The 17,617-nt window shown below is 54.3% G+C and carries 13 protein-coding genes, 1 tRNA gene and 1 pseudogene; 8 read left to right on the top strand and 7 right to left on the bottom strand.

The window, feature by feature from the left end; all coding sequences use genetic code 11:
• Nucleotides 1-35 precede the first annotated feature (35 nt).
• Nucleotides 36-3,710: a methionine synthase gene (gene metH, locus ACP4CD_RS15760; protein WP_426991590.1), complete on the bottom strand. Its 3,675-nt coding sequence runs from the start codon at nt 3,708-3,710 to the stop codon at nt 36-38.
• An 80-nt stretch (nt 3,711-3,790) separates the two neighbouring features.
• On the opposite strand from metH, the gene ACP4CD_RS15755 reads away from it, so the two are divergent.
• A complete protein-coding gene (locus ACP4CD_RS15755) occupies nt 3,791-3,979 on the top strand; it encodes a DUF2970 domain-containing protein (protein WP_064026314.1) in 189 nt (62 codons plus the stop codon).
• 60 nt (nt 3,980-4,039) lie between these two features.
• Here the strand turns inward: ACP4CD_RS15755 and ACP4CD_RS15750 are convergent, their stop codons facing one another.
• Nucleotides 4,040-4,459, bottom strand: coding sequence for a hypothetical protein (locus ACP4CD_RS15750; protein ID WP_064026312.1), 420 nt, complete (start codon nt 4,457-4,459; stop codon nt 4,040-4,042).
• Between the two features lie 209 nt (nt 4,460-4,668).
• Between ACP4CD_RS15750 and ACP4CD_RS15745 the strand changes: the two genes are divergently transcribed.
• From ACP4CD_RS15745 to ACP4CD_RS15735, 3 genes are all read left to right on the top strand, one after another.
• Nucleotides 4,669-4,797 (top strand): hypothetical protein, encoded by a 129-nt coding sequence (locus ACP4CD_RS15745; RefSeq protein WP_255189959.1) that lies wholly within the window; start codon nt 4,669-4,671, stop codon nt 4,795-4,797.
• A 142-nt stretch (nt 4,798-4,939) separates the two neighbouring features.
• Entirely contained in the window at nt 4,940-6,844 is a 1,905-nt protein-coding gene (locus ACP4CD_RS15740) for a DCC1-like thiol-disulfide oxidoreductase family protein (protein ID WP_426991587.1), read from the top strand.
• 105 nt (nt 6,845-6,949) lie between these two features.
• A complete protein-coding gene (locus ACP4CD_RS15735) occupies nt 6,950-7,087 on the top strand; it encodes a hypothetical protein (protein WP_168030184.1) in 138 nt (45 codons plus the stop codon).
• Between the two features lie 378 nt (nt 7,088-7,465).
• Here the strand turns inward: ACP4CD_RS15735 and ACP4CD_RS15730 are convergent, their stop codons facing one another.
• Genes ACP4CD_RS15730 through glyQ form a run of 4 tightly spaced genes read right to left on the bottom strand, consistent with a single transcriptional unit; the run spans nt 7,466 to nt 11,709 of the window.
• The gene (locus tag ACP4CD_RS15730; protein WP_313729304.1) at nt 7,466-8,176 is read right to left on the bottom strand and encodes a lysophospholipid acyltransferase family protein; all 711 of its coding nucleotides are present in this window, start codon (nt 8,174-8,176) and stop codon (nt 7,466-7,468) included.
• Between the two features lie 13 nt (nt 8,177-8,189).
• Nucleotides 8,190-8,732, bottom strand: a complete 543-nt coding sequence (gmhB, locus tag ACP4CD_RS15725; protein WP_426991586.1) for a D-glycero-beta-D-manno-heptose 1,7-bisphosphate 7-phosphatase — start codon at nt 8,730-8,732, stop codon at nt 8,190-8,192.
• Complete coding sequence (gene glyS / locus ACP4CD_RS15720) at nt 8,729-10,795, bottom strand: glycine--tRNA ligase subunit beta (protein ID WP_426994692.1); 2,067 nt, start codon at nt 10,793-10,795, stop codon at nt 8,729-8,731. Before glyS ends, gmhB begins: the two co-directional genes overlap by 4 nt.
• Nucleotides 10,795-11,709, bottom strand: a complete 915-nt coding sequence (gene glyQ / locus ACP4CD_RS15715) for a glycine--tRNA ligase subunit alpha (protein WP_426991585.1) — start codon at nt 11,707-11,709, stop codon at nt 10,795-10,797. Before glyQ ends, glyS begins: the two co-directional genes overlap by 1 nt.
• 143 nt (nt 11,710-11,852) lie before the next feature.
• Here glyQ and ACP4CD_RS15710 point away from each other — a divergent pair, with 143 nt between their 5' ends.
• Complete coding sequence (locus ACP4CD_RS15710) at nt 11,853-12,299, top strand: GNAT family N-acetyltransferase (RefSeq protein ID WP_426991584.1); 447 nt, start codon at nt 11,853-11,855, stop codon at nt 12,297-12,299.
• A gap of 33 nt (nt 12,300-12,332) precedes the next feature.
• Here the strand turns inward: ACP4CD_RS15710 and ACP4CD_RS15705 are convergent, their stop codons facing one another.
• Nucleotides 12,333-14,438: a hypothetical protein gene (locus ACP4CD_RS15705; protein WP_426991583.1), complete on the bottom strand. Its 2,106-nt coding sequence runs from the start codon at nt 14,436-14,438 to the stop codon at nt 12,333-12,335.
• A 245-nt stretch (nt 14,439-14,683) separates the two neighbouring features.
• On the opposite strand from ACP4CD_RS15705, the gene ACP4CD_RS15700 reads away from it, so the two are divergent.
• The 3 genes and pseudogenes from ACP4CD_RS15700 to ACP4CD_RS15690 all read left to right on the top strand — a co-directional run bounded on the left by ACP4CD_RS15700 (nt 14,684) and on the right by ACP4CD_RS15690 (nt 17,197).
• Nucleotides 14,684-14,902, top strand: coding sequence for a cold-shock protein (locus ACP4CD_RS15700; RefSeq protein WP_064025375.1), 219 nt, complete (start codon nt 14,684-14,686; stop codon nt 14,900-14,902).
• 181 nt (nt 14,903-15,083) lie between these two features.
• A tRNA-Pro gene (locus tag ACP4CD_RS15695) sits at nt 15,084-15,160 on the top strand.
• A gap of 682 nt (nt 15,161-15,842) precedes the next feature.
• Nucleotides 15,843-17,197 (top strand): annotated as a pseudogene (locus ACP4CD_RS15690) (IS1182 family transposase).
• The last annotated feature ends 420 nt before the right edge of the window (nt 17,198-17,617 follow it).

Here is a 17,617-nt window from a genome sequence, read left to right as displayed (position 1 = left end):
CCGAAAATCAGAGCCGGTCTCTAACTCAGCCAAGCTTAGTGGTTTAAATGTGCCGCCAGCCAACGTTCGGCCACTTCAACGTTGATGCCTTTGCGCCGCGCATAATCTTCCAGTTGGTCGCGATCGATTTTGCCGACATTGAAATACTGCGACTGCGGATGCGAGAAATACCAACCGCTGACCGCCGCGGTTGGGTACATCGCGAAGTTTTCGGTCAGTGCTATCGTGGTATTTTCGGTGACGTTCAGCAATTCGAACAATTTGGCCTTTTCGGTGTGATCGGGGCAAGCCGGATAGCCGGGCGCCGGACGGATGCCCTGATAGGCTTCTTCGATCAGGGCATGGTTGTCGTACTTTTCATCTTCGGCATACCCCCAGTAATCGCGGCGTACGGTTTGATGCATGTATTCCGCAAAGGCTTCGGCCAAACGGTCGGCCAAGGCTTTCAGCATGATGGAGCTGTAGTCGTCGTGATCTTTTTCGAATTCAGCCAACTTAGTTTCGATGCCTATACCTGAGGTAACCGCAAAGCCGCCCAGATAATCGGCAATGCCGCTGCCGACCGGCGCGATGAAATCGGACAAACAGTAATTGGGCCGACCCGGCGCCTTGACATTTTGCTGCCGCAAATGATGCAACACTTCCCGTTGCTCTTTACGGCTGTCGTCGGTATACAGCACGATGTCGTCACCGTCGCTATTGGCGGGAAAGAAACCGATCACGGCTTTGGCGGTCAGCCATTGCTCGCTGACCAGCTGTTGCAGCATTTTTTGCGCATCTTCGAACAACTTGGTGGCTTCCACGCCAACCACGTGGTCATTGAGGATGGCCGGATAGCTGCCGGACAACTCCCAAGTCTGGAAGAATGGCGACCAGTCGATGTAGCCAACCAATGTTTCCAGCGGCAAATCAGTGACGACCTTGGTACCCAGAAATTTAGGCTTAACCGGCCGGTGGTCGGCGTAATCGAAACGATTTTTCCGCGCGCCCGCTAAATCGTGCTGCGGGTTCTTGGCTTGCCGGCCTTTATGGCGCTCGCGTACCAAGGCATATTCTTCGCGGGTTTTTTCGACGAATTCGGCGCGCAAGTCTTCGCTTAACAGCGCACTAACGACGCCGACACCGCGCGAAGCATCCGTCACGTAAACGGTCGGCGCCGCCTGATAATTGGGTTCGATTTTGACAGCCGTGTGGGCGCGCGACGTGGTGGCGCCGCCTATCATCAAGGGGATTGTAAAACCCTGCCTCTGCATTTCCTTGGCGACGTGTACCATTTCATCCAACGATGGGGTAATCAAACCACTGAGACCAATCACATCGACTTTTTCGTCACGCGCGGTTTTCAAAATGGTTTCAGCGGGAACCATCACGCCCAAGTCGATAACTTCGTAGTTATTACATTGCAGAACCACGGCGACGATGTTTTTGCCAATATCGTGTACGTCACCCTTTACCGTGGCCATCAGCACCTTGCCGTTGGTTTGCCGTTCGCTGCCATCGACTTCCGCATCCATAAACGGCATCAGATAGGCTACGGCTTTTTTCATGACCCGCGCCGACTTGACCACTTGCGGCAGGAACATCTTACCCTCGCCGAACAAGTCGCCGACGACATTCATGCCGTCCATCAACGGCCCTTCGATGACATGCAGCGGTTTTTCGGCTTCTAGCCTTGCTGCTTCGGTATCTTCTTCAATGTAATCGGCAATACCTTTCACCAACGCGTGTTCCAAACGCTTGCTGACTGGCCATTCGCGCCATTCCAGGGTTTCTACCTTAGCTGCCTGGCCACTGCCGCGATATTTTTCGGCAATTTCGAGTAGTTTTTCAGTGCCTTCAGGCGTGCGATTCAGGATAACGTCTTCGACGGCGTTACGCAGTTCTTCCGGAATATCGGCGTAAATAGCCAACTGTCCGGCGTTGACGATACCCATGTCCATACCGGCGTGGACAGCGTGATACAGGAACACCGCGTGTATCGCTTCTCGCACCGGGTTGTTACCGCGAAAGGAAAACGAGACGTTAGAAACGCCGCCGGAAACCAAAGCATGCGGCAGGGTTTGTTTGATGATGCGGGTAGCTTCGATAAAGTCGACACCATAGTTGTTGTGCTCTTCGATGCCAGTGGCGACTGCGAAGATATTTGGGTCGAAGATGATGTCTTCTGGCGGGAAGCCAATTTGTTCAGTCAAAATCTTATACGCGCGGCTGCAGATTTCCACCTTGCGCGCCATCGTATCGGCTTGGCCTTGTTCGTCAAACGCCATCACAATCACGGCGGCCCCGTAACGGCGCACCAGTTTGGCATGCTTGATAAATGCCTCCTCGCCTTCCTTGATCGAAATCGAGTTGACAATGCCTTTACCCTGAATACATTTCAGACCTGCTTCCAGAATCTCCCATTTTGAGGAATCCAGCATGATCGGTACCTTGGCGATGTCGGGTTCGGCAGCTAGCAAATTCAAAAACCGCACCATCGCGGCTTTCGAATCCAGCATACCCTCGTCCATGTTGATGTCGATAATTTGCGCGCCGTTTTCGACTTGCTGTTTAGCAACTTCCAAGGCTTCCTCGTAGCGTTCTTCAATGATCATTTTTTTGAAGATCGCCGAACCGGTAACGTTGGTACGCTCGCCGACGTTAACGAATAAAGTTTCCGGCCCGATGCTCATCGCTTCCAGTCCGGCCAGGTGGCAGCGCTTTTCCAACTCGGGAATCTTACGCGGCGGATATTTTTCCAATGCGGCGACGATGGCGCGAATGGTGTCCGGCGAGGTGCCGCAGCAGCCGCCTATGATGTTTAAATAACCGCTGGCGGCCCAGTCGGCCAATTCAGCGGCCATCATTTCCGGCGTTTCGTCGTATTCGCCGAATTCGTTAGGCAAGCCGGCATTAGGGTGCGCCGAAACGTAAGTGTCAGCTATGTTAGACAACTCTTCGATGTATTGACGAAGCTCCTGAGCACCCAAAGCACAGTTGAAGCCAATCGAGACCGGTTGCACGTGCTTCAGCGAATACCAAAACGCCGCCGCAGTCTGACCGGACAAGGTGCGACCCGAGGCGTCTGTGATGGTGCCGGAAATCATCACCGGCAATTTGTAACCAATTTTGTCGAAAGTCTGTTCGACCGCAAAAATCGCGGCCTTGGCATTCAGCGTGTCGAATACGGTTTCGATCAGGATGATGTCGGCACCGCCATCGATCAGACCTTCAGTCGCTTCGCTGTAAGCAGAGACCAGATCGTCGAAGGTAATATTGCGGAAGCCGGGATCGTTGACGTCGGGCGACATCGACGAGGTGCGGTTGGTCGGGCCCAATACACCGGCGACGAAACGCGGCTTGTCCGGCGTGAGCGCGCTGGCCTCCAAGGCGGCTTGCTTGGCAACCCGCGCGGATGCGACGTTGATCTCGTAAGCCAGGTCTTCCATCCGGTAATCGGCCATCGCGATTCGGGTGGAATTGAAGGTATTGGTTTCCAGTATATCGGTGCCGGCGTCCAAATACGCCTTGTGTATCGCCTTGATGATGTCGGGCTGGGTGATCGACAGTAAATCGTTGTTGCCCTTCAGGTCGACCGGCCAATCGGCAAAACGCGCGCCACGATAATCCTTTTCGCTCAGCTTGTAGCTCTGTATCATGGTGCCCATTGCACCGTCCAGAAACAGTATCCGTTGTGACAAGAGCTCGTGTAATGGTTGTGTTCTGTTCATCGATCCGAAGAATAAGAGTGGTTACCGACTCGGAGTGGGCGATGCCATCAAGGAATCCGTTTTAAACACCGAGGGGAAAAATGTCGAAACCCAGCATGTTACATGTTATCAAAAGCGTGCTCGCCGCCGGAATCGGCGTACAAAGCAACAAGAACCGGGAAATTGATTTCAAGCACGGTTCGCTACCGGCTTATATCATCGTGGGACTAATTGCGACGGTACTGTTTGTTTTCGCCATCGTGACGGTGGTCTCGCTAGTCACGGGATGATCAGTACCGGTGGGACGGCGCGTAAGCCCAAATTCAGGCTTTAGGGCTTACGCGCGGCGATTAATTGCTGGAGGTTTTAAAGCTGTCTTTAATGCTAATGAGCATTTCCTTGATACCGCTAAACAGGTTGGCCGGTGTCGGCGCTTCCTTCAAAATGACTAGCGTGCGGATGGCGGCTACGGCTAGAACGCCGGCAACCGACGGGAATAATTCGCACAAGCTGTTGACGAAGAAGCCGCCGGGGTTTTCCTGGGTTCTTCTGTCGCTGACGCTCGCTAAATCGCGATCGTAGCTGTCGCCTATATCCTTGCCGCCCAATGCGTCGATGATTTCAATGCAAAAGATCTGGGCAACGAATTCGACCGCGAAAAACACCACCACGCATGCGGCTACCCACATGAGCACATTGCTCTTTTTGGCTTTCATCATGGTCTGGTAGACCCAGATCGCCGTTAAAACCATTACTATGCCGCCTATCATGATTTCTCCCCTATGACTATTGTTATTGTTATGAAATTAACACGCGCCCATACTACTCATATTCTCTCTGGATGGCAATTGCACCGCGATCTTTAACAATCACCCACCAATTGCTTGACTTTGCAAGCAGCTAAAGTAACATATGATGCTCGACCGCCAACGAACTGGCACATTTTATAACAATTAACTTATTTAGGTAGGAGGCACCCATGGGAGCGATCTTAGACTTAACAGAAATGCTGAAAGAACCTTCAGGCATGATCGGCGCGGTAGTGATTATCGCTGCCGGTTATTTTTTCGTAAAATGGGTGTTTGCCGAACCTAAAGACGAAGAATAAGACAGTTCGGTTACGAACAAGCTTTTCTGGAAAAGGCGGCTACGGATTGATCCGTAGCCGCCTTTTTTTTGCCAAAAATTCGGGAGGGAGGTCGCAATACCTTATAATTCCTGATCTTTTTCTTTCGCCGTTTCGATCAAACATGTATAGAGCCCTTGTTTCCAAATTCGCAACGCTTTACTCAAAGAGAGTTCCAGCCACGGGCGTGGGGCTGTTTCGCATGTTGTTCGGTCTGGTCACGCTTCAGGAAGTGTGCTTTCTGATCTATTTCAATCATTTGATCTTCGACCCCATCCCGTTTCTCGATGTCGAATTTCCGATGATCGTATTCGCCCTGTGGCTCTGGGCCGTTGTCGCGCTGTGTTTGGCGGTGGGCTACCGTTGCCAAGCCGCCAGCGTCGCCAACTATCTGTTATGGCTGATTTTCGTCAACTTCACGCCGATGCAGCGTGATTTCGACGGCGGCTTCGATTTGTTCATGATAGGCGGCAATTTTTTCTTGATGTTTATGCCGATGGATAGGGCGTTTGCTATTGATGCGCTCCTCCGTAAATTGCGGGCGCCGTTTGCTATTTACGACCGCACACGAGTGGAGCAAGTGTCAGCGTTAGTCTATATTCTGCCGGTTTCGATCTGTCTAGGTCTGCTCTATTTTGATTCCGCCATCCATAAAATGTTTGCCGAGCACTGGCGGAACGGGTTGGGTGCCTGGTTGCCTTCCTCAATGCCCTATTATATTTCGGCCGTCGATCTGGCTTGGTTGCTGAATATCGAAAGCCTGCAAAAATTTATAGGCTACACCATCATCGTCTTCCAATTCAGCTTCCCGTTTTTTTACTTTTTAAGACGATTGCGGCCGCTGTACTTTTTGATCGGCGTCGCGCTGCATCTGGGCATCAGCTTGTCGTTCAATATTTATCCGTTCGGTATGGGTATGTTGATTTTCTACGCCTTAGTCATGCCGTTTTCCTGGTATCGGCGCATCGGTACTTGGCTGAGAGGCAAGACCAAGCTGACGGTGTTCTACGACCGGCAATGCCCTCTGTGCAATCGCACGGTGTTGACGCTGGCTCATTTCGACGTTTTACGCCGTGTCGAATTCAAGCCGGCCCAGGTGCATGCGATCGAATATCCCGCGTTGGCCGAATTGGACGAACAACAATTGCTAACCGATCTCTATGCGGTGGATAGCGAGGGGCGTGTGTATGCCGGCGTCGATACCTATGCGCAAATCCTGATCGCAATGGCCTATCCTGCCCCAATCGGTTGGCTGATGAATCTCCCGCTATTGCACGGTTGGTTATATCGACGCTATCGTGCGATCGCCGACAGTCGTGCCCGTCTGGCCTGCGACGTGAGCTGCGTTACAGAGACGGCGCCGGACGTAGCGTTTTCCTGGTATGAGCGAGTCTTCGAGCCGGAGCATGCGACGCCGGCGCGTAGCCGAATTCACAAGATTGCCAAAGTCGTAGTGGTGCTGTTGTTTTGTCAGTTCAACAGCAGCATCCATTACGGTTTGCTATATCGCTTGCATGTCGATACGCGGCAAACGATGCTGGCTGGCATGTTGACCGACGCGAGCAACGGGATTTTAATGCTCTCGCATACCTTTCTAGGCATTACTCCTCACGCGCTTTACTTGCACGACCACTTCGAAGGCTACGATCGCATTCTCGGCATCACTTATCTGAACGCCGATGGCGAAGAGTTCTGGTTACCGTTTGTGAATCGGCAAGGACGCTTACTGGCGCCCAATTGGGGGCGGGTGCATTCGATGTGGGCTAACATCGCCGTGACCCCGAATATCGACGAAGTCAGGCTCAAGAAATTCATCATGAAGGTCACCGCTTTTTGGGGAAAAAAGTCCGGACTGGATTTGGAAAACACCCAATTCATCATCAAAATGAAGCGAACCCGTGCACCGTCTTCTTGGGAAAAAGATCTAAGAAATAATAACTTATCTGGAGATTGGGAGGCGATAGGTTCGGCGGCCTGGTCCGGTAAGGAAATCAAGATTAGCCTGCCAAAAGACATCGATTCGCTATGAATATAAGGGGTGTTGCAAGCCGAGAATGATCATGCTATAAAATCCTGGTGCTCGAGATTTGTGCACGAGAACTATAAAAACCTACATTTTTATTCGGAGGATGTTATGAAAAAAGTTTTGTCTCTTCTTGCGATGGCGATGATGATTGTTAGCTTGAGCGGCTGCATGGACGACCCGGACCAAGGTAATCCAAAACCAAAAAACTACGGTACTCCTGCCCAACAAGGTTCAGGCGTCAACTGATCGTAGTTAGGGATTTAGCAAAATCCTTTTATAAGGCCCGCTTTATGCGGGCCTTATTTGTTCTGAAACCGTTCTCTAAAGATATTTTGTTTGCGAAAATCGGCTTTAGTCTGTATAAGTTTCGCCGTGCTTAATTCTTTTTTGATTTCGTACACGAAAAAATATAAAAAACATTCATTTGGAGGATATTGTGAAAAAAGTACTGTCTTTGTTGGCGATCACCCTGATGCTGGTTGGCCTGAGTGGTTGCATGGACGATCCGGACGCATCCAAACAAAAAGTTTCAAGCTCTACTTCCGTACAGCTCTAAAGCTTAACGGCAAGGCCCGCTGTCGGCGGGCCTTGTTTATGGTTTTTTCCTAATATCCTCTTCAAAAATCAAGCGCTCTCGGCGGAAATCTCCGTCATGGCATTCCCAATCCATTCTTCCGCAGCGGCGTTAATCTCTTTAGCGGTTTTGCCGGTGACTTCGATAGTCGGCCCTATCTTGACTTTAATTACGCCGGGATATTTCAAAAAACTGTTGCGCGGCCAAAATTCACCGGCATTGTGAGCCAGCGGTATTACCGGAAAACCGGATTTTTGCGCCAACATCGCGCCTCCGGCGTTGAATTTTTTGGAGTCGCCTGGCGCGACACGAGTGCCTTCCGGAAACACCAGTACAAACAGACCTTCCTTGAGGCGCGCAGTGCCTTGTTCCAGTAACATTTTCAGTGCCTCTTTTTGCGCGCTTCGATCGATCGCAATTGGTTTTAGCGTTGCCAAGCCCCAGCCGCCGAACGGGATGCGTAATAACGACTCTTTCAAGACAGCGGTTTGCGGCGAGATAAACTGACGTAGCGCGATAGTCTCCCAGGCCGATTGATGCTTGCTCAGGATCACCGCCGCGCGATCCTTGGGAACGTTTTCCAATCCCTCCACCTGGCAACTCAAACCGCAACAAAGCTTAAGCATAAACATCAGGTAGTTTATCCAGATATCGGCGATTCGATACCGCAGCTCGAAAGACAACGGTATTGCCGCCAGTATCAGTACGCCGACAATCGGGGTGGAAAACAGAATGTAAATAAAGAATAGGGTGGAGCCCAAATAGACTCGGAAATCAGCTTTGCGTGACGATGAAGTTGGCTGCGTCATATAGAGTGTCGAAGATAGGACAGTAAAGTTCTGGATGATCTTGCATGGTTTTCAGGCCCTTGCCGGTCTTGACCAGGATAGGCTTGGCGCCGGCCGTTTCGGCGGCTTGCAGGTCGCGGAACGAGTCGCCGACCGCGTAGATTTTGCTCAAGTCGGCGCGGTAGTCGGCGGCGAAGCGGCGAAATAGCCCGTCCTTGGGTTTACGGCAATCGCAGGCATCGTCGGGCCCGTGCGGGCAGAAATAGATTGTTTCGATCTCGCCGCCCGCGTCGATTACCAACTGTTTCATCTTGGCGTGTATCGCCTCCAGCGTTGCGAGATCGAACAGGCCGCGCGCCACGCCGGATTGATTGCTGATCACCACGACTTTAAAACCATGGTGGCTCAATAAGGCGATGGCATCCAGGCTACCGGGTAGTGGTTGCCATTCTCCCGGCGACTTGACGAAGGTATCCGAGTCGACGTTGATGGTGCCGTCTCGATCCAGGATGACATAACGGTCCGTCACGCTTGCAGCTTGGAAATGTCGGCGATCCGCAAGAACTGGTTGGACAATTTGGCCAGCAAGGCTAGGCGACTGTTGCGCAATGCTATGTCGTCGGTGTTGACCATGACGTGATCGAAAAACGCGTCGACCGTATCGCGTAGCTGCGCCAAGCGGCTCAGCGCCAGCGGATAATTGCGCTCGGCCAGCAGTGGCAGAATCGCGGTTTCCGATTCCTCGGCGGCAACCAGTAGATTTTTTTCCTGTGCTTCGGCCAGATTACCGATGGTTTCCGAAACCGGCTGTTCGGACTTCTTCAAGATATTGATGATGCGTTTATTGGCGGCGGCCAGACTTTCGGCTTCCGGCAAGGCGCGGAAGGACTGCACCGCTTTAATCCGCAACCAGAAATCGAACGGACGGGTCGGGTTAACCGCGAATACCGCTTCGAATTCGTCGTTGCTGAAACCTTGATCCAAGCAATAGCCTTTCAGACGATCGAAGATGAAGCCAGTCACCTTGTTTCGGGTTTCGGCCTTGTCGAATGTATGACTGAATTGCGCCAGCGCGGCATCCAGCAATTCGACGACATCCAAATCCAGGCCGTTTTCGATCAAGGTCCGCAAAATGCCCAAGGTGGCGCGGCGCAGGGCATAAGGGTCTTTGTCGCCGGTTGGTATCAGTCCGGCGCTGAAAATGCCGGCCAGGGTGTCGATTTTTTCCGCCACGGACAGCGCCACGCTGATAGCCGCCTTGGGAATCTCGCCACCGGATTGTTTCGGGAAATATTGTTCTTCCTGGGCGTTAGCGACCGCTAAGTCCTCGCCGTCCGCCGCCGCGTAATAACGGCCCATCGTGCCTTGCAGGTTGGTAAATTCGCTCACCATATTGGTCAGCAAATCGGTTTTCGCCAGCAAGGCCGCGCGTTTCGCCAACGCGACATCGGCGCCGAGTTTTTCGGCGATCAAGCCGGCCAGATGGGCGATGCGCTCGGTCTTGTCGAGCAAGGTGCCCAAGTCTTTTTGAAAGACGATGGTTTTCAGGCTGTCGACGCGATCGGCCAGGGATTGCTTGCGGTCTTGTTTCCAGAAGAATTCGGCATCGACCAAGCGCGGCAACACCACGCGTTCATTGCCGGCGCGTATCGCCGCCGGATTGGAGCTTTCGATGTTGGCAAAGGTGATGAAGTGCGCCAGCAAGCCGCCGTTTTCATTCTTGACTGGGAAGTACTTCTGGTTGGACTGCATAGTCGTGATCAATACTTCCTGCGGCAATTCCAGGAAGCGGGCATCGAAATTGCCGACTACCGGCACCGGCCACTCGTTCAAGGCCGCGACCTCTTCCAGCAAATCGGCCTCGATATGCGCGATGCCGCCCAGTTCGGTCGCCGCCCGCTGGGCGCCGGTTTCGATTTGCCGCATGCGCTGTTCGAAATCGACCGTCACTTTCGCCGCCAATAGTTTGTCGATGTACTCGTTCGGATGACTCAATTCGATCGGAGCTGGTGCATGCATGCGGTGGCCGAAGCTATGACGACCGGTCTTCAAGCCCAGGATGTCAGCCTCGATAATGTCGTCGCCGAATAGCAGCACCGCATTGTGCACCGGTCGCACGAACTCGTGGTCGTAATTGCCCCAGCGCATGCGCTTGGCGATCGGCAGTTGCGCCAGGCTTTTGCGGATGATGTCGGGGATAAGCTGGGAGGTCGCTTGACCTTTGACAGCCTGTTTGAAAATCAGCCAGGAACCTTTATCGGTTTCCAGTTTTTCCAGTTGCTCGAAGCCGGCGCCGCAACTGGACGCAAAGCCCAGTGCCGCCTTACTTGGTGCGCCATCCGGACCGTAGGCCGCTTGCAAGGCTGGGCCGCGCTTTTCGACCATCTTATCCGCCTGCTGGCTGTCCAGGTTACGGATGATCACGGCCAAACGGCGTGGTGTTGCGTAGGCCTTGGCCTCGCTAAAATTCAAGCCGGCGTCATTCAAGCCGACGACCATGCCGTCCAGCAAAGACTGGCTAAGCTTCTTCAAGGATTTGGGAGGTAGTTCTTCGCCACCCAGCTCGAATAACAAATCATTGGTGCTCATGATTACGCTCCCTGTCTGGCAAGAATCGGGAAACCCAGCGCTTCGCGGCGGGCGTAGTAGGCTTCGGCGACCGACTTGGCCAGATTGCGCACGCGCAAGATGTAACGTTGACGTTCGGTGACCGAGATGGCGTGGCGCGCATCCAGCAGGTTGAAGGAGTGGGAAGTTTTCAAGACCATTTCGTAGGCGGGCAGGGGCAGGTTTTGTTCGAGCAGTTTTTGGCATTCCGCTTCGAAGGTATCAAAGCATTGGAACAGAAAATCGACGTTGGCGTGTTCGAAGTTGAACGCCGACATCTCCACTTCATTTTGGTGGAACACGTCGCCGTAGGTTACGACGCCTTGCGGGCCGCGAGTCCAGACCAGATCGAACACCGACTCCACGCCTTGCAGATACATGGCGATCCGCTCCAGACCGTAAGTAATCTCGCCGCTGACCGGCTTGCATTCCAGGCCGCCGACTTGTTGGAAATAGGTAAACTGCGTGACTTCCATGCCGTTCAGCCAGACTTCCCAGCCCAGCCCCCAAGCGCCGAGGGTCGGCGATTCCCAATTGTCCTCGACGAAACGGATGTCGTGTTCCAATAGATCCAGGCCCAGATGGCGCAGCGAGCCCAGATACAATTCCTGGATGTTGTCCGGCGACGGCTTCATGATGACCTGGAACTGATAGTAATGTTGCAGGCGGTTGGGATTTTCGCCGTAGCGGCCGTCGGTGGGGCGGCGCGACGGTTGCACGTAAGCCGCGTTCCAAGGCTCCGGGCCTATGGCGCGTAAAAATGTCGCGGGATGGAAGGTACCGGCGCCGACCTCCTGATCCAGGGGTTGTAATAACACGCAACCCTGCTCCGACCAGTATTGTTGCAAGGTCAGAATCAGGCCTTGAAAAGTAGAGACATCAGTGTTGGTCGTCGTCACGTCGCAAGCCATTTTAAGGGATTAAAAAATACTGCGATTATACTCCAAAAGCCCCTCGAACGCGGCGGATGGCAACCGACCAGCGCTGATGGTTACTCGGAAAATTCGGTTACACTGGCTGATTCGAATTAGGAGACGACACTATGCGGATCGATTTGGCCTGTGCGGCCGACATCGCGGTCCTAAGCGATTTATTGACTGAGCTCTTCGATCAAGAAGCCGAATTTTGCCCGGATTCGACGGCGCAACAGCGAGGGTTGGCGGCCATCATAGGTGATCCGACGATCGGCGAAATCCTGGTGGCGCGGGAAGACGGCCGGCCTGTCGGCATGGTCAGCTTGCTATACACTGTGTCCACGGCGTTCGGCGGGCGCGTGGCATGGCTGGAAGATATGGTGGTGACCGCGAATCGGCGCGGGTCGGGGATAGGCCAAGGATTGCTGAAAGCGGCCATCGCACACGCCAAATCCGGCGGTTGCCGCCGGATTACCTTGTTAACCGACGCGGAGAATGCGGCGGCGCAAGACTTTTATCGGCGGGAAGGTTTTAACGCTTCGCCAATGCGGCCTTACCGCTTGTCGTTGGAGTGACGCAGCCGAATGCGTTTGACGTCACGCGCCGGATTATTCGCCGGCCGCCGTAAAGGCGTCGCGTAATATTTGTTCGGCGCTGTAACCGGCTTCAGCCAGGGCTTGGGCGCGCAATATCGACAATCCCAGGCCGTGACCACTGCCCACGCCTTCGAATTGCCAGCCCCTCCCGCCACTGAGTGCTTCGATCCGGTCCGGGCAGGACGGCAATTTGAGGGTATTGCGGAATACTTCGCAGGCTAGGACCTCCTCGCTTTCCGGATAGTATAGGCGGACCAACAATTCGCCGGTTTTGCGGCGTTCGCGGCGGATAGCGTCGATGCGTTGTTCCGCGAAACGGCCCCCCAATTCCGCGGCCGCGATTTGGCGAATCCAGCGCCGGTCGCCGCCGTTGGCGAAGGGCAGCCAAGTTTGTCCGTCCGCCAGCGCATCCAGTAATCGCAACAAGTTGGGGTCGGTTCGCTCTCCGCTACGGGAATGGGCGTTTGGCGCCTCGCCCAGAAACACCATGCAGTGGGTGGTATCGCACAGAGCCTGACTCTCCGAGTGGCGATGCTTGCCGTGGCTGCCGTTCCAAATCACGAGGGCTCGCATCGCTCGGCGGGCACTGCCTGCTAAGGTTTGAGCTTCGGCGGCCAACACGCCATCGGCATAGGTTTCCGCGTCGGTTTCCAAAATGTCGGGACCGTCGCCGACGTCGTTCAATAGACCCGCAATCAAGCGAACGGAACGACTGCCGCGCACGCTGGATACCAGTGTAAACGACCCGCAACGGCTAAATCGTCCGGCCGGCCCGTTCAGTTCCGGGCAGTCTGCGTCGGCTTGCCAGCTATTGCGTTCGGTGGCGGACAGTAAGCGTACCCGGACGGCGGCGAATTCGGCGGGATATTGTTGTTGCCAGCGTTGCAGCCGCGGCGACGCATAGGCTAGGACGCCGGCGCCGTTGACGTCGCGCTGGCGGAAAACCGCTAAATAGACCGGATGCCCGGCCGGCCAGGCCACCATCAGATGACCGATCTCGGCTCGGCCGTCCGCGCTCGAGACCGTGCCGGTTTTTGCCATTGCCTGTAATCGGCGCAATATCGCTAGCTCGGAGTCGGGACGAGCGGCCAAGGTCGAACCCGGAAGACTACCGTTTTGGGCTAGGCCTTGAAAATAGCTGGGCTGGCTTAACATGGCGGCTCGCATGGTCAGCGCCAATTCGGGCAAGTCGGCGACGATCGGGAAGCGGCCGTCGGCGTCGCGTTCGCCTAAAAACACGCGCCAACCTTGGTCGTCAATCTGGGCTGTCGGTGGACCTGGCCGCGAAGCTTCCGGCAAAAATCGTCGGTAAAGGTCGGGTTGAAATTGGGCGCGGCGTTGTAGCAATTTGTCGGTGTCGCTGGTCGCTAATTCGGTGGTCAGCACTTCCGGATTGGCGTTTCGCAATGCGGCCGCATAGGGAATCTTCAATAACGAGCCCGGCGGCAAAGCGGTTTGCGAGTCGCCGCCTTGGTCCAAAATCCGCCCCGAAATCAAGTTCATCAGTAAGTAGCCTGCTCCCGCGCTCGCATTGGAGCTCAACCAAGACAGCCATTGTGGCGGCACGCCACAGGCGCGCGCCGGCCAATCGGCTGTCACCGCGAGGCGGCCCAGTAACGATCTGGCTTTAGCGCTCAATTGATTGCCGGAGCGAATGTCTGCCGCTAGGGCTTCCAACTCGGCAGCATTGAGTTGAGACGGGGCATCGACGTTGGATAGTTCGCCGCTAAAACGCATTGCGGCGGCTTCCTCGATCCAGGTCGGCCAAAGTCCCCCGCAGCTGCGATGGCTGGCTTCATGAAACAGCTCGTGGCGCAGATAGACTGCCGCATCCAAACCGCCTTGCGGTTGCTGGCGCAGGTAAATGGCGCCGGGTCGCCAGCCGCCGGCATGGCTAGCGCTGAATTGGCCCTTCGTTAATGTCGGAAACACTCGTACCGGATCATTTTCGCTGGGGACTCGGTAGCCTTGTTCGATCAATTCGGCCAACGCTGCAACGCCGGCGTCGTGCAAATCTGGCGAATGGGCTAGGCTGCCGAAAAACAGGATAGCGGCGCCGGCTTCCGCGCAGTACCCAAAGCGAAGCAAGGGGCGTATCCAGGCCGCAATGGTCGTCAAAGCTAAAATCCTCCAACAAATAATGTCAGGGTACGTCATCTCTCGTTTAAAGACACGAATTAGATTGACAAGCCGGCGAATCAGCCTAGAATAAGGTCAGCTAGAAAATACGTTTTTACCTTTGTTTATCAAATCGGTGTCGGTAAGTTAGACATTCGTCCTTGTTCTTCATTTAGTAATTCCAGCATTTACCAGCGTTACCGGCCTATCGCAGGCCAAATTTTAATATTTTTCTAGGACTTATCATGTCTACTACTTTCACCACCGGCGTCGTCAAATGGTTTAACGCGGATAAAGGCTTCGGCTTTATCGAGCAAAAACAAGGCCCGGACGTTTTCGTTCATTTCAAAAACATTCTGAACCCGAACAACAGTTACAGAACCTTGGACGAAGGCCAGCACGTGCAGTTTAAATTGGGTCGCGGCCCTAAAGGTCCGCAGGCCGAAGAAGTTAGCATTATTTAATGCGGAGAAAGGCCGCCGAGATGTCGGCGGCCTTTTATGAGCCGCATCCGGTTTGGTGCCAGCTTCTCTATCCAGATGGGCGGCGCTAAACTCCCTCTCCTTACTCGATTCGGTTCTGGTTAGCGAAAAGCTTGCGCCGAAGCTACCCATCTTTGTTAGAATAAGCCATCCAAGACGGCATCGGAGTGTAGCTCAGCTTGGTAGAGCACTGCCTTCGGGAGGCAGGGGCCGGAGGTTCGAATCCTCTCACTCCGACCATTCCAAAATGATTGAAAATCCCTCGTGATTGTCAATTGTCATCGATAGTCTCAAGTATAAAGCCGGCGGTTGCCTGACAATGTGGATCACGCCGTTTCCCTGGCTCGAAGCGGTTTAGGGCATTTGAAAACTTCAGCGTTGTTCCGGAATTGTCTTTGTTGAGATCAATTTAAACTTGCCCTGCTAAGCTATTACCAGCTGGATTTTAGAGCGCAAACGGAATGCTGAAGGTGGCCCGCATCTGGTGGCGGATGCTATCGGCGTGCTTTGGACTTCGCAGATGATTTCCCCGGCGGAGTGTACGCGCAGGTATAGCGGCTGCGGACGCGTAGGGAAATCAGCATTTTCATCCCTCGCCATCGGCCGTGGTACCCGGGTTACAAACTGGAGGAGATGGCTGGCGCCAACTTTTTAAATGCTTGGCACCGATGGTTTGTCTTTCACGATTACAAGGGGATCTGAATGCCGTGAGTTACGGTAAAAATAGATCGTCGGCGTTGCCACTCGTTTTTAATTGACTTCTGAAGTCAATTAAATAAGCACCTGAACTGACTTCCTGGAGCCCCGAAGGGATATCAAACCGTCTAGGAGCCTGTCGGACTTAAAAGCCAATAGTCCATTCGGTAACTTGGTTAGATAAAATAGGTGGTATAGAAAGAACCAGCAACCGGGAGAGCCCTTGATGAGTCGATTCATTCCTGTCAACCGCCATCAAATCTATCTATTACCCCCTCGGTGGACGAATGGTTGCCGGAGGATCACTTGGCGCGTTTTGTCGTCGAAGTCATCGAGCAGTTGGATTTAAGCCGGTTGACGAGCCGCTATCAAGGTCGGGGTTCGGCGGCGCACCATCCGGCGATATTATTGGCACTGCTGGTCTATGGGTACGCCACCGGCGTGTTTTCCAGCCGGAAGATCGAACGAGCCACCTACGATTCGGTGGCGTTTCGTTTCTTGTCTGGTGATACCCATCCCGATCACGATACCCTGGCTCACTTCCGCAAGACGTTCCTGGTCGAGTTGGAAGACCTGTTCGTCCAAGTGCTGAGTCTGGCGCAAGCGATGAAGTTGGTGAAGCTGGGGCAAATCGCGTTGGACGGCACCAAGCTCAAAGCGAATGCCTCCAAGCACAAGGCCTTGTCCCACAGCCATATCGAAAAGCTCGAAGCACAGCTACGAGACGAAGTTCAGGCCTTACTGCAAAAGGCCGACGAAACCGACGCGGTGGACGACCGGGACGGCCTTGATCTGCCGGACGAATTGGCGCGGCGGGAAGACCGGCTGAAAGCCTTGCGTGAAGCGAAAGCCAAGATCGCCGAGCGGGCCAAACCGCGCGACGCGCAAGCCGAACAGGCATACGAGGACAAGGTGTCCCGCCGGGAAGCCCAGCGGCAAGCTGGCCAAAAGCCGCGAGGCCCGGAACCCAAGGCGCCGGTAGCCGGCCCCAAGCCCGACGATCAAATCAACCTGACCGACGAGGAATCGCGCATCCTGCCGAGTCACGAAGGCTTTGTGCAAGGCTACAACAGTCAGGCCGCCGTCGATGTCGATACGATGCTGATCGTGGCCACCACGGTCACGCAGCAGACCAACGACAAACAACAAGTTGAGCCGATGCTGGCCGAACTGAAAAAACTGCCCGACGCCTTGGGCCAAGCCGAAGCCCTACTGGCGGACACCGGCTACTTCAGTGCCGCCAACGTCCAGGCTTGCGAACGAAACCGGATCGAACCTTTAATCGCCATGGGCCGTGACAGTCATCATCGGCCGTTGGCGGAACGTTTAGCCCCGGATGCGCCGGAACCGACTGGCGACGATCCGCTGGAAAAGATGGCTTGGTACTTGAAAACCCGCGAAGGCAAAGCCCGTTATGCCAAGCGCAAATGCACGGTGGAACCCGTGTTCGGGATCATCAAACAGGTACTCGGCTTTCGCCAATTCTCCTTACGCGGTCTGGATGCGGTCACCGGTGAGTGGAAACTGGTGGCCATGGCCTTCAACTTGAAACGGATGCATATCTTGGCGAGGGTCGTCTAATGGTCGAAACGATTGGCCAGCAAAAGGCTCGATTGGCGTTATCGGAATCCAACGCCAAAACGCTCGCCTAACCAGTGGCAAATCCTTCCTTCGACCGCCGTCTTCGCTGAGCTGGATGACAACAGAAGTGCCGGTAAGTTAAGTCCGACAGGCTCCTAGGCCCCATATCTACAGCGCCCTTAGGCATTTCCACTGTCCTTAACGCAATCGTTCTAGCCTGGACGGTGCGCTAGCCAATCTCGAAAAAACGGCCCGAAGCAGCGATGGTATCGCTGAATGTCGTGCAAGTGTGGTCGGAGTGGCTGTCCACGCAAGTAATTTTGTTGCAATCCTCGCTTACAATGGCTGCGAACCAAGTTTTGGGTTCGAGCCTGCCGCGACTTTGGCGTTGGAACGGCGGTTAACAAAGTTTTACCTGCT

Origin of the sequence: Methylomonas stagni (assembly GCF_050154735.1) — a bacterium.
Lineage (GTDB): Bacteria > Pseudomonadota > Gammaproteobacteria > Methylococcales > Methylomonadaceae > Methylomonas > Methylomonas koyamae_A.
The sequence above is the reverse complement of the archived record's forward strand: the minus strand, read 5'-3'. Positions and strand labels throughout refer to the sequence as shown.

Excerpts from the sequence above, each read along its gene's own strand:
- ACP4CD_RS15710 (WP_426991584.1), top strand. The coding sequence starts at position 11,853 with ATGCGGATCGATTTGGCCTGTGCGGCCGACATCGCGGTCCTAAGCGAT.
- metH (WP_426991590.1), bottom strand. The coding sequence starts at position 3,710 with ATGAACAGAACACAACCATTACACGAGCTCTTGTCACAACGGATACTG.
- ACP4CD_RS15745 (WP_255189959.1), top strand. The coding sequence starts at position 4,669 with ATGGGAGCGATCTTAGACTTAACAGAAATGCTGAAAGAACCTTCAGGC.
- ACP4CD_RS15735 (WP_168030184.1), top strand. The coding sequence starts at position 6,950 with ATGAAAAAAGTTTTGTCTCTTCTTGCGATGGCGATGATGATTGTTAGC.
- ACP4CD_RS15750 (WP_064026312.1), bottom strand. The coding sequence starts at position 4,459 with ATGATAGGCGGCATAGTAATGGTTTTAACGGCGATCTGGGTCTACCAG.
- ACP4CD_RS15700 (WP_064025375.1), top strand. The coding sequence starts at position 14,684 with ATGTCTACTACTTTCACCACCGGCGTCGTCAAATGGTTTAACGCGGAT.
- ACP4CD_RS15755 (WP_064026314.1), top strand. The coding sequence starts at position 3,791 with ATGTCGAAACCCAGCATGTTACATGTTATCAAAAGCGTGCTCGCCGCC.
- ACP4CD_RS15740 (WP_426991587.1), top strand. The coding sequence starts at position 4,940 with ATGTATAGAGCCCTTGTTTCCAAATTCGCAACGCTTTACTCAAAGAGA.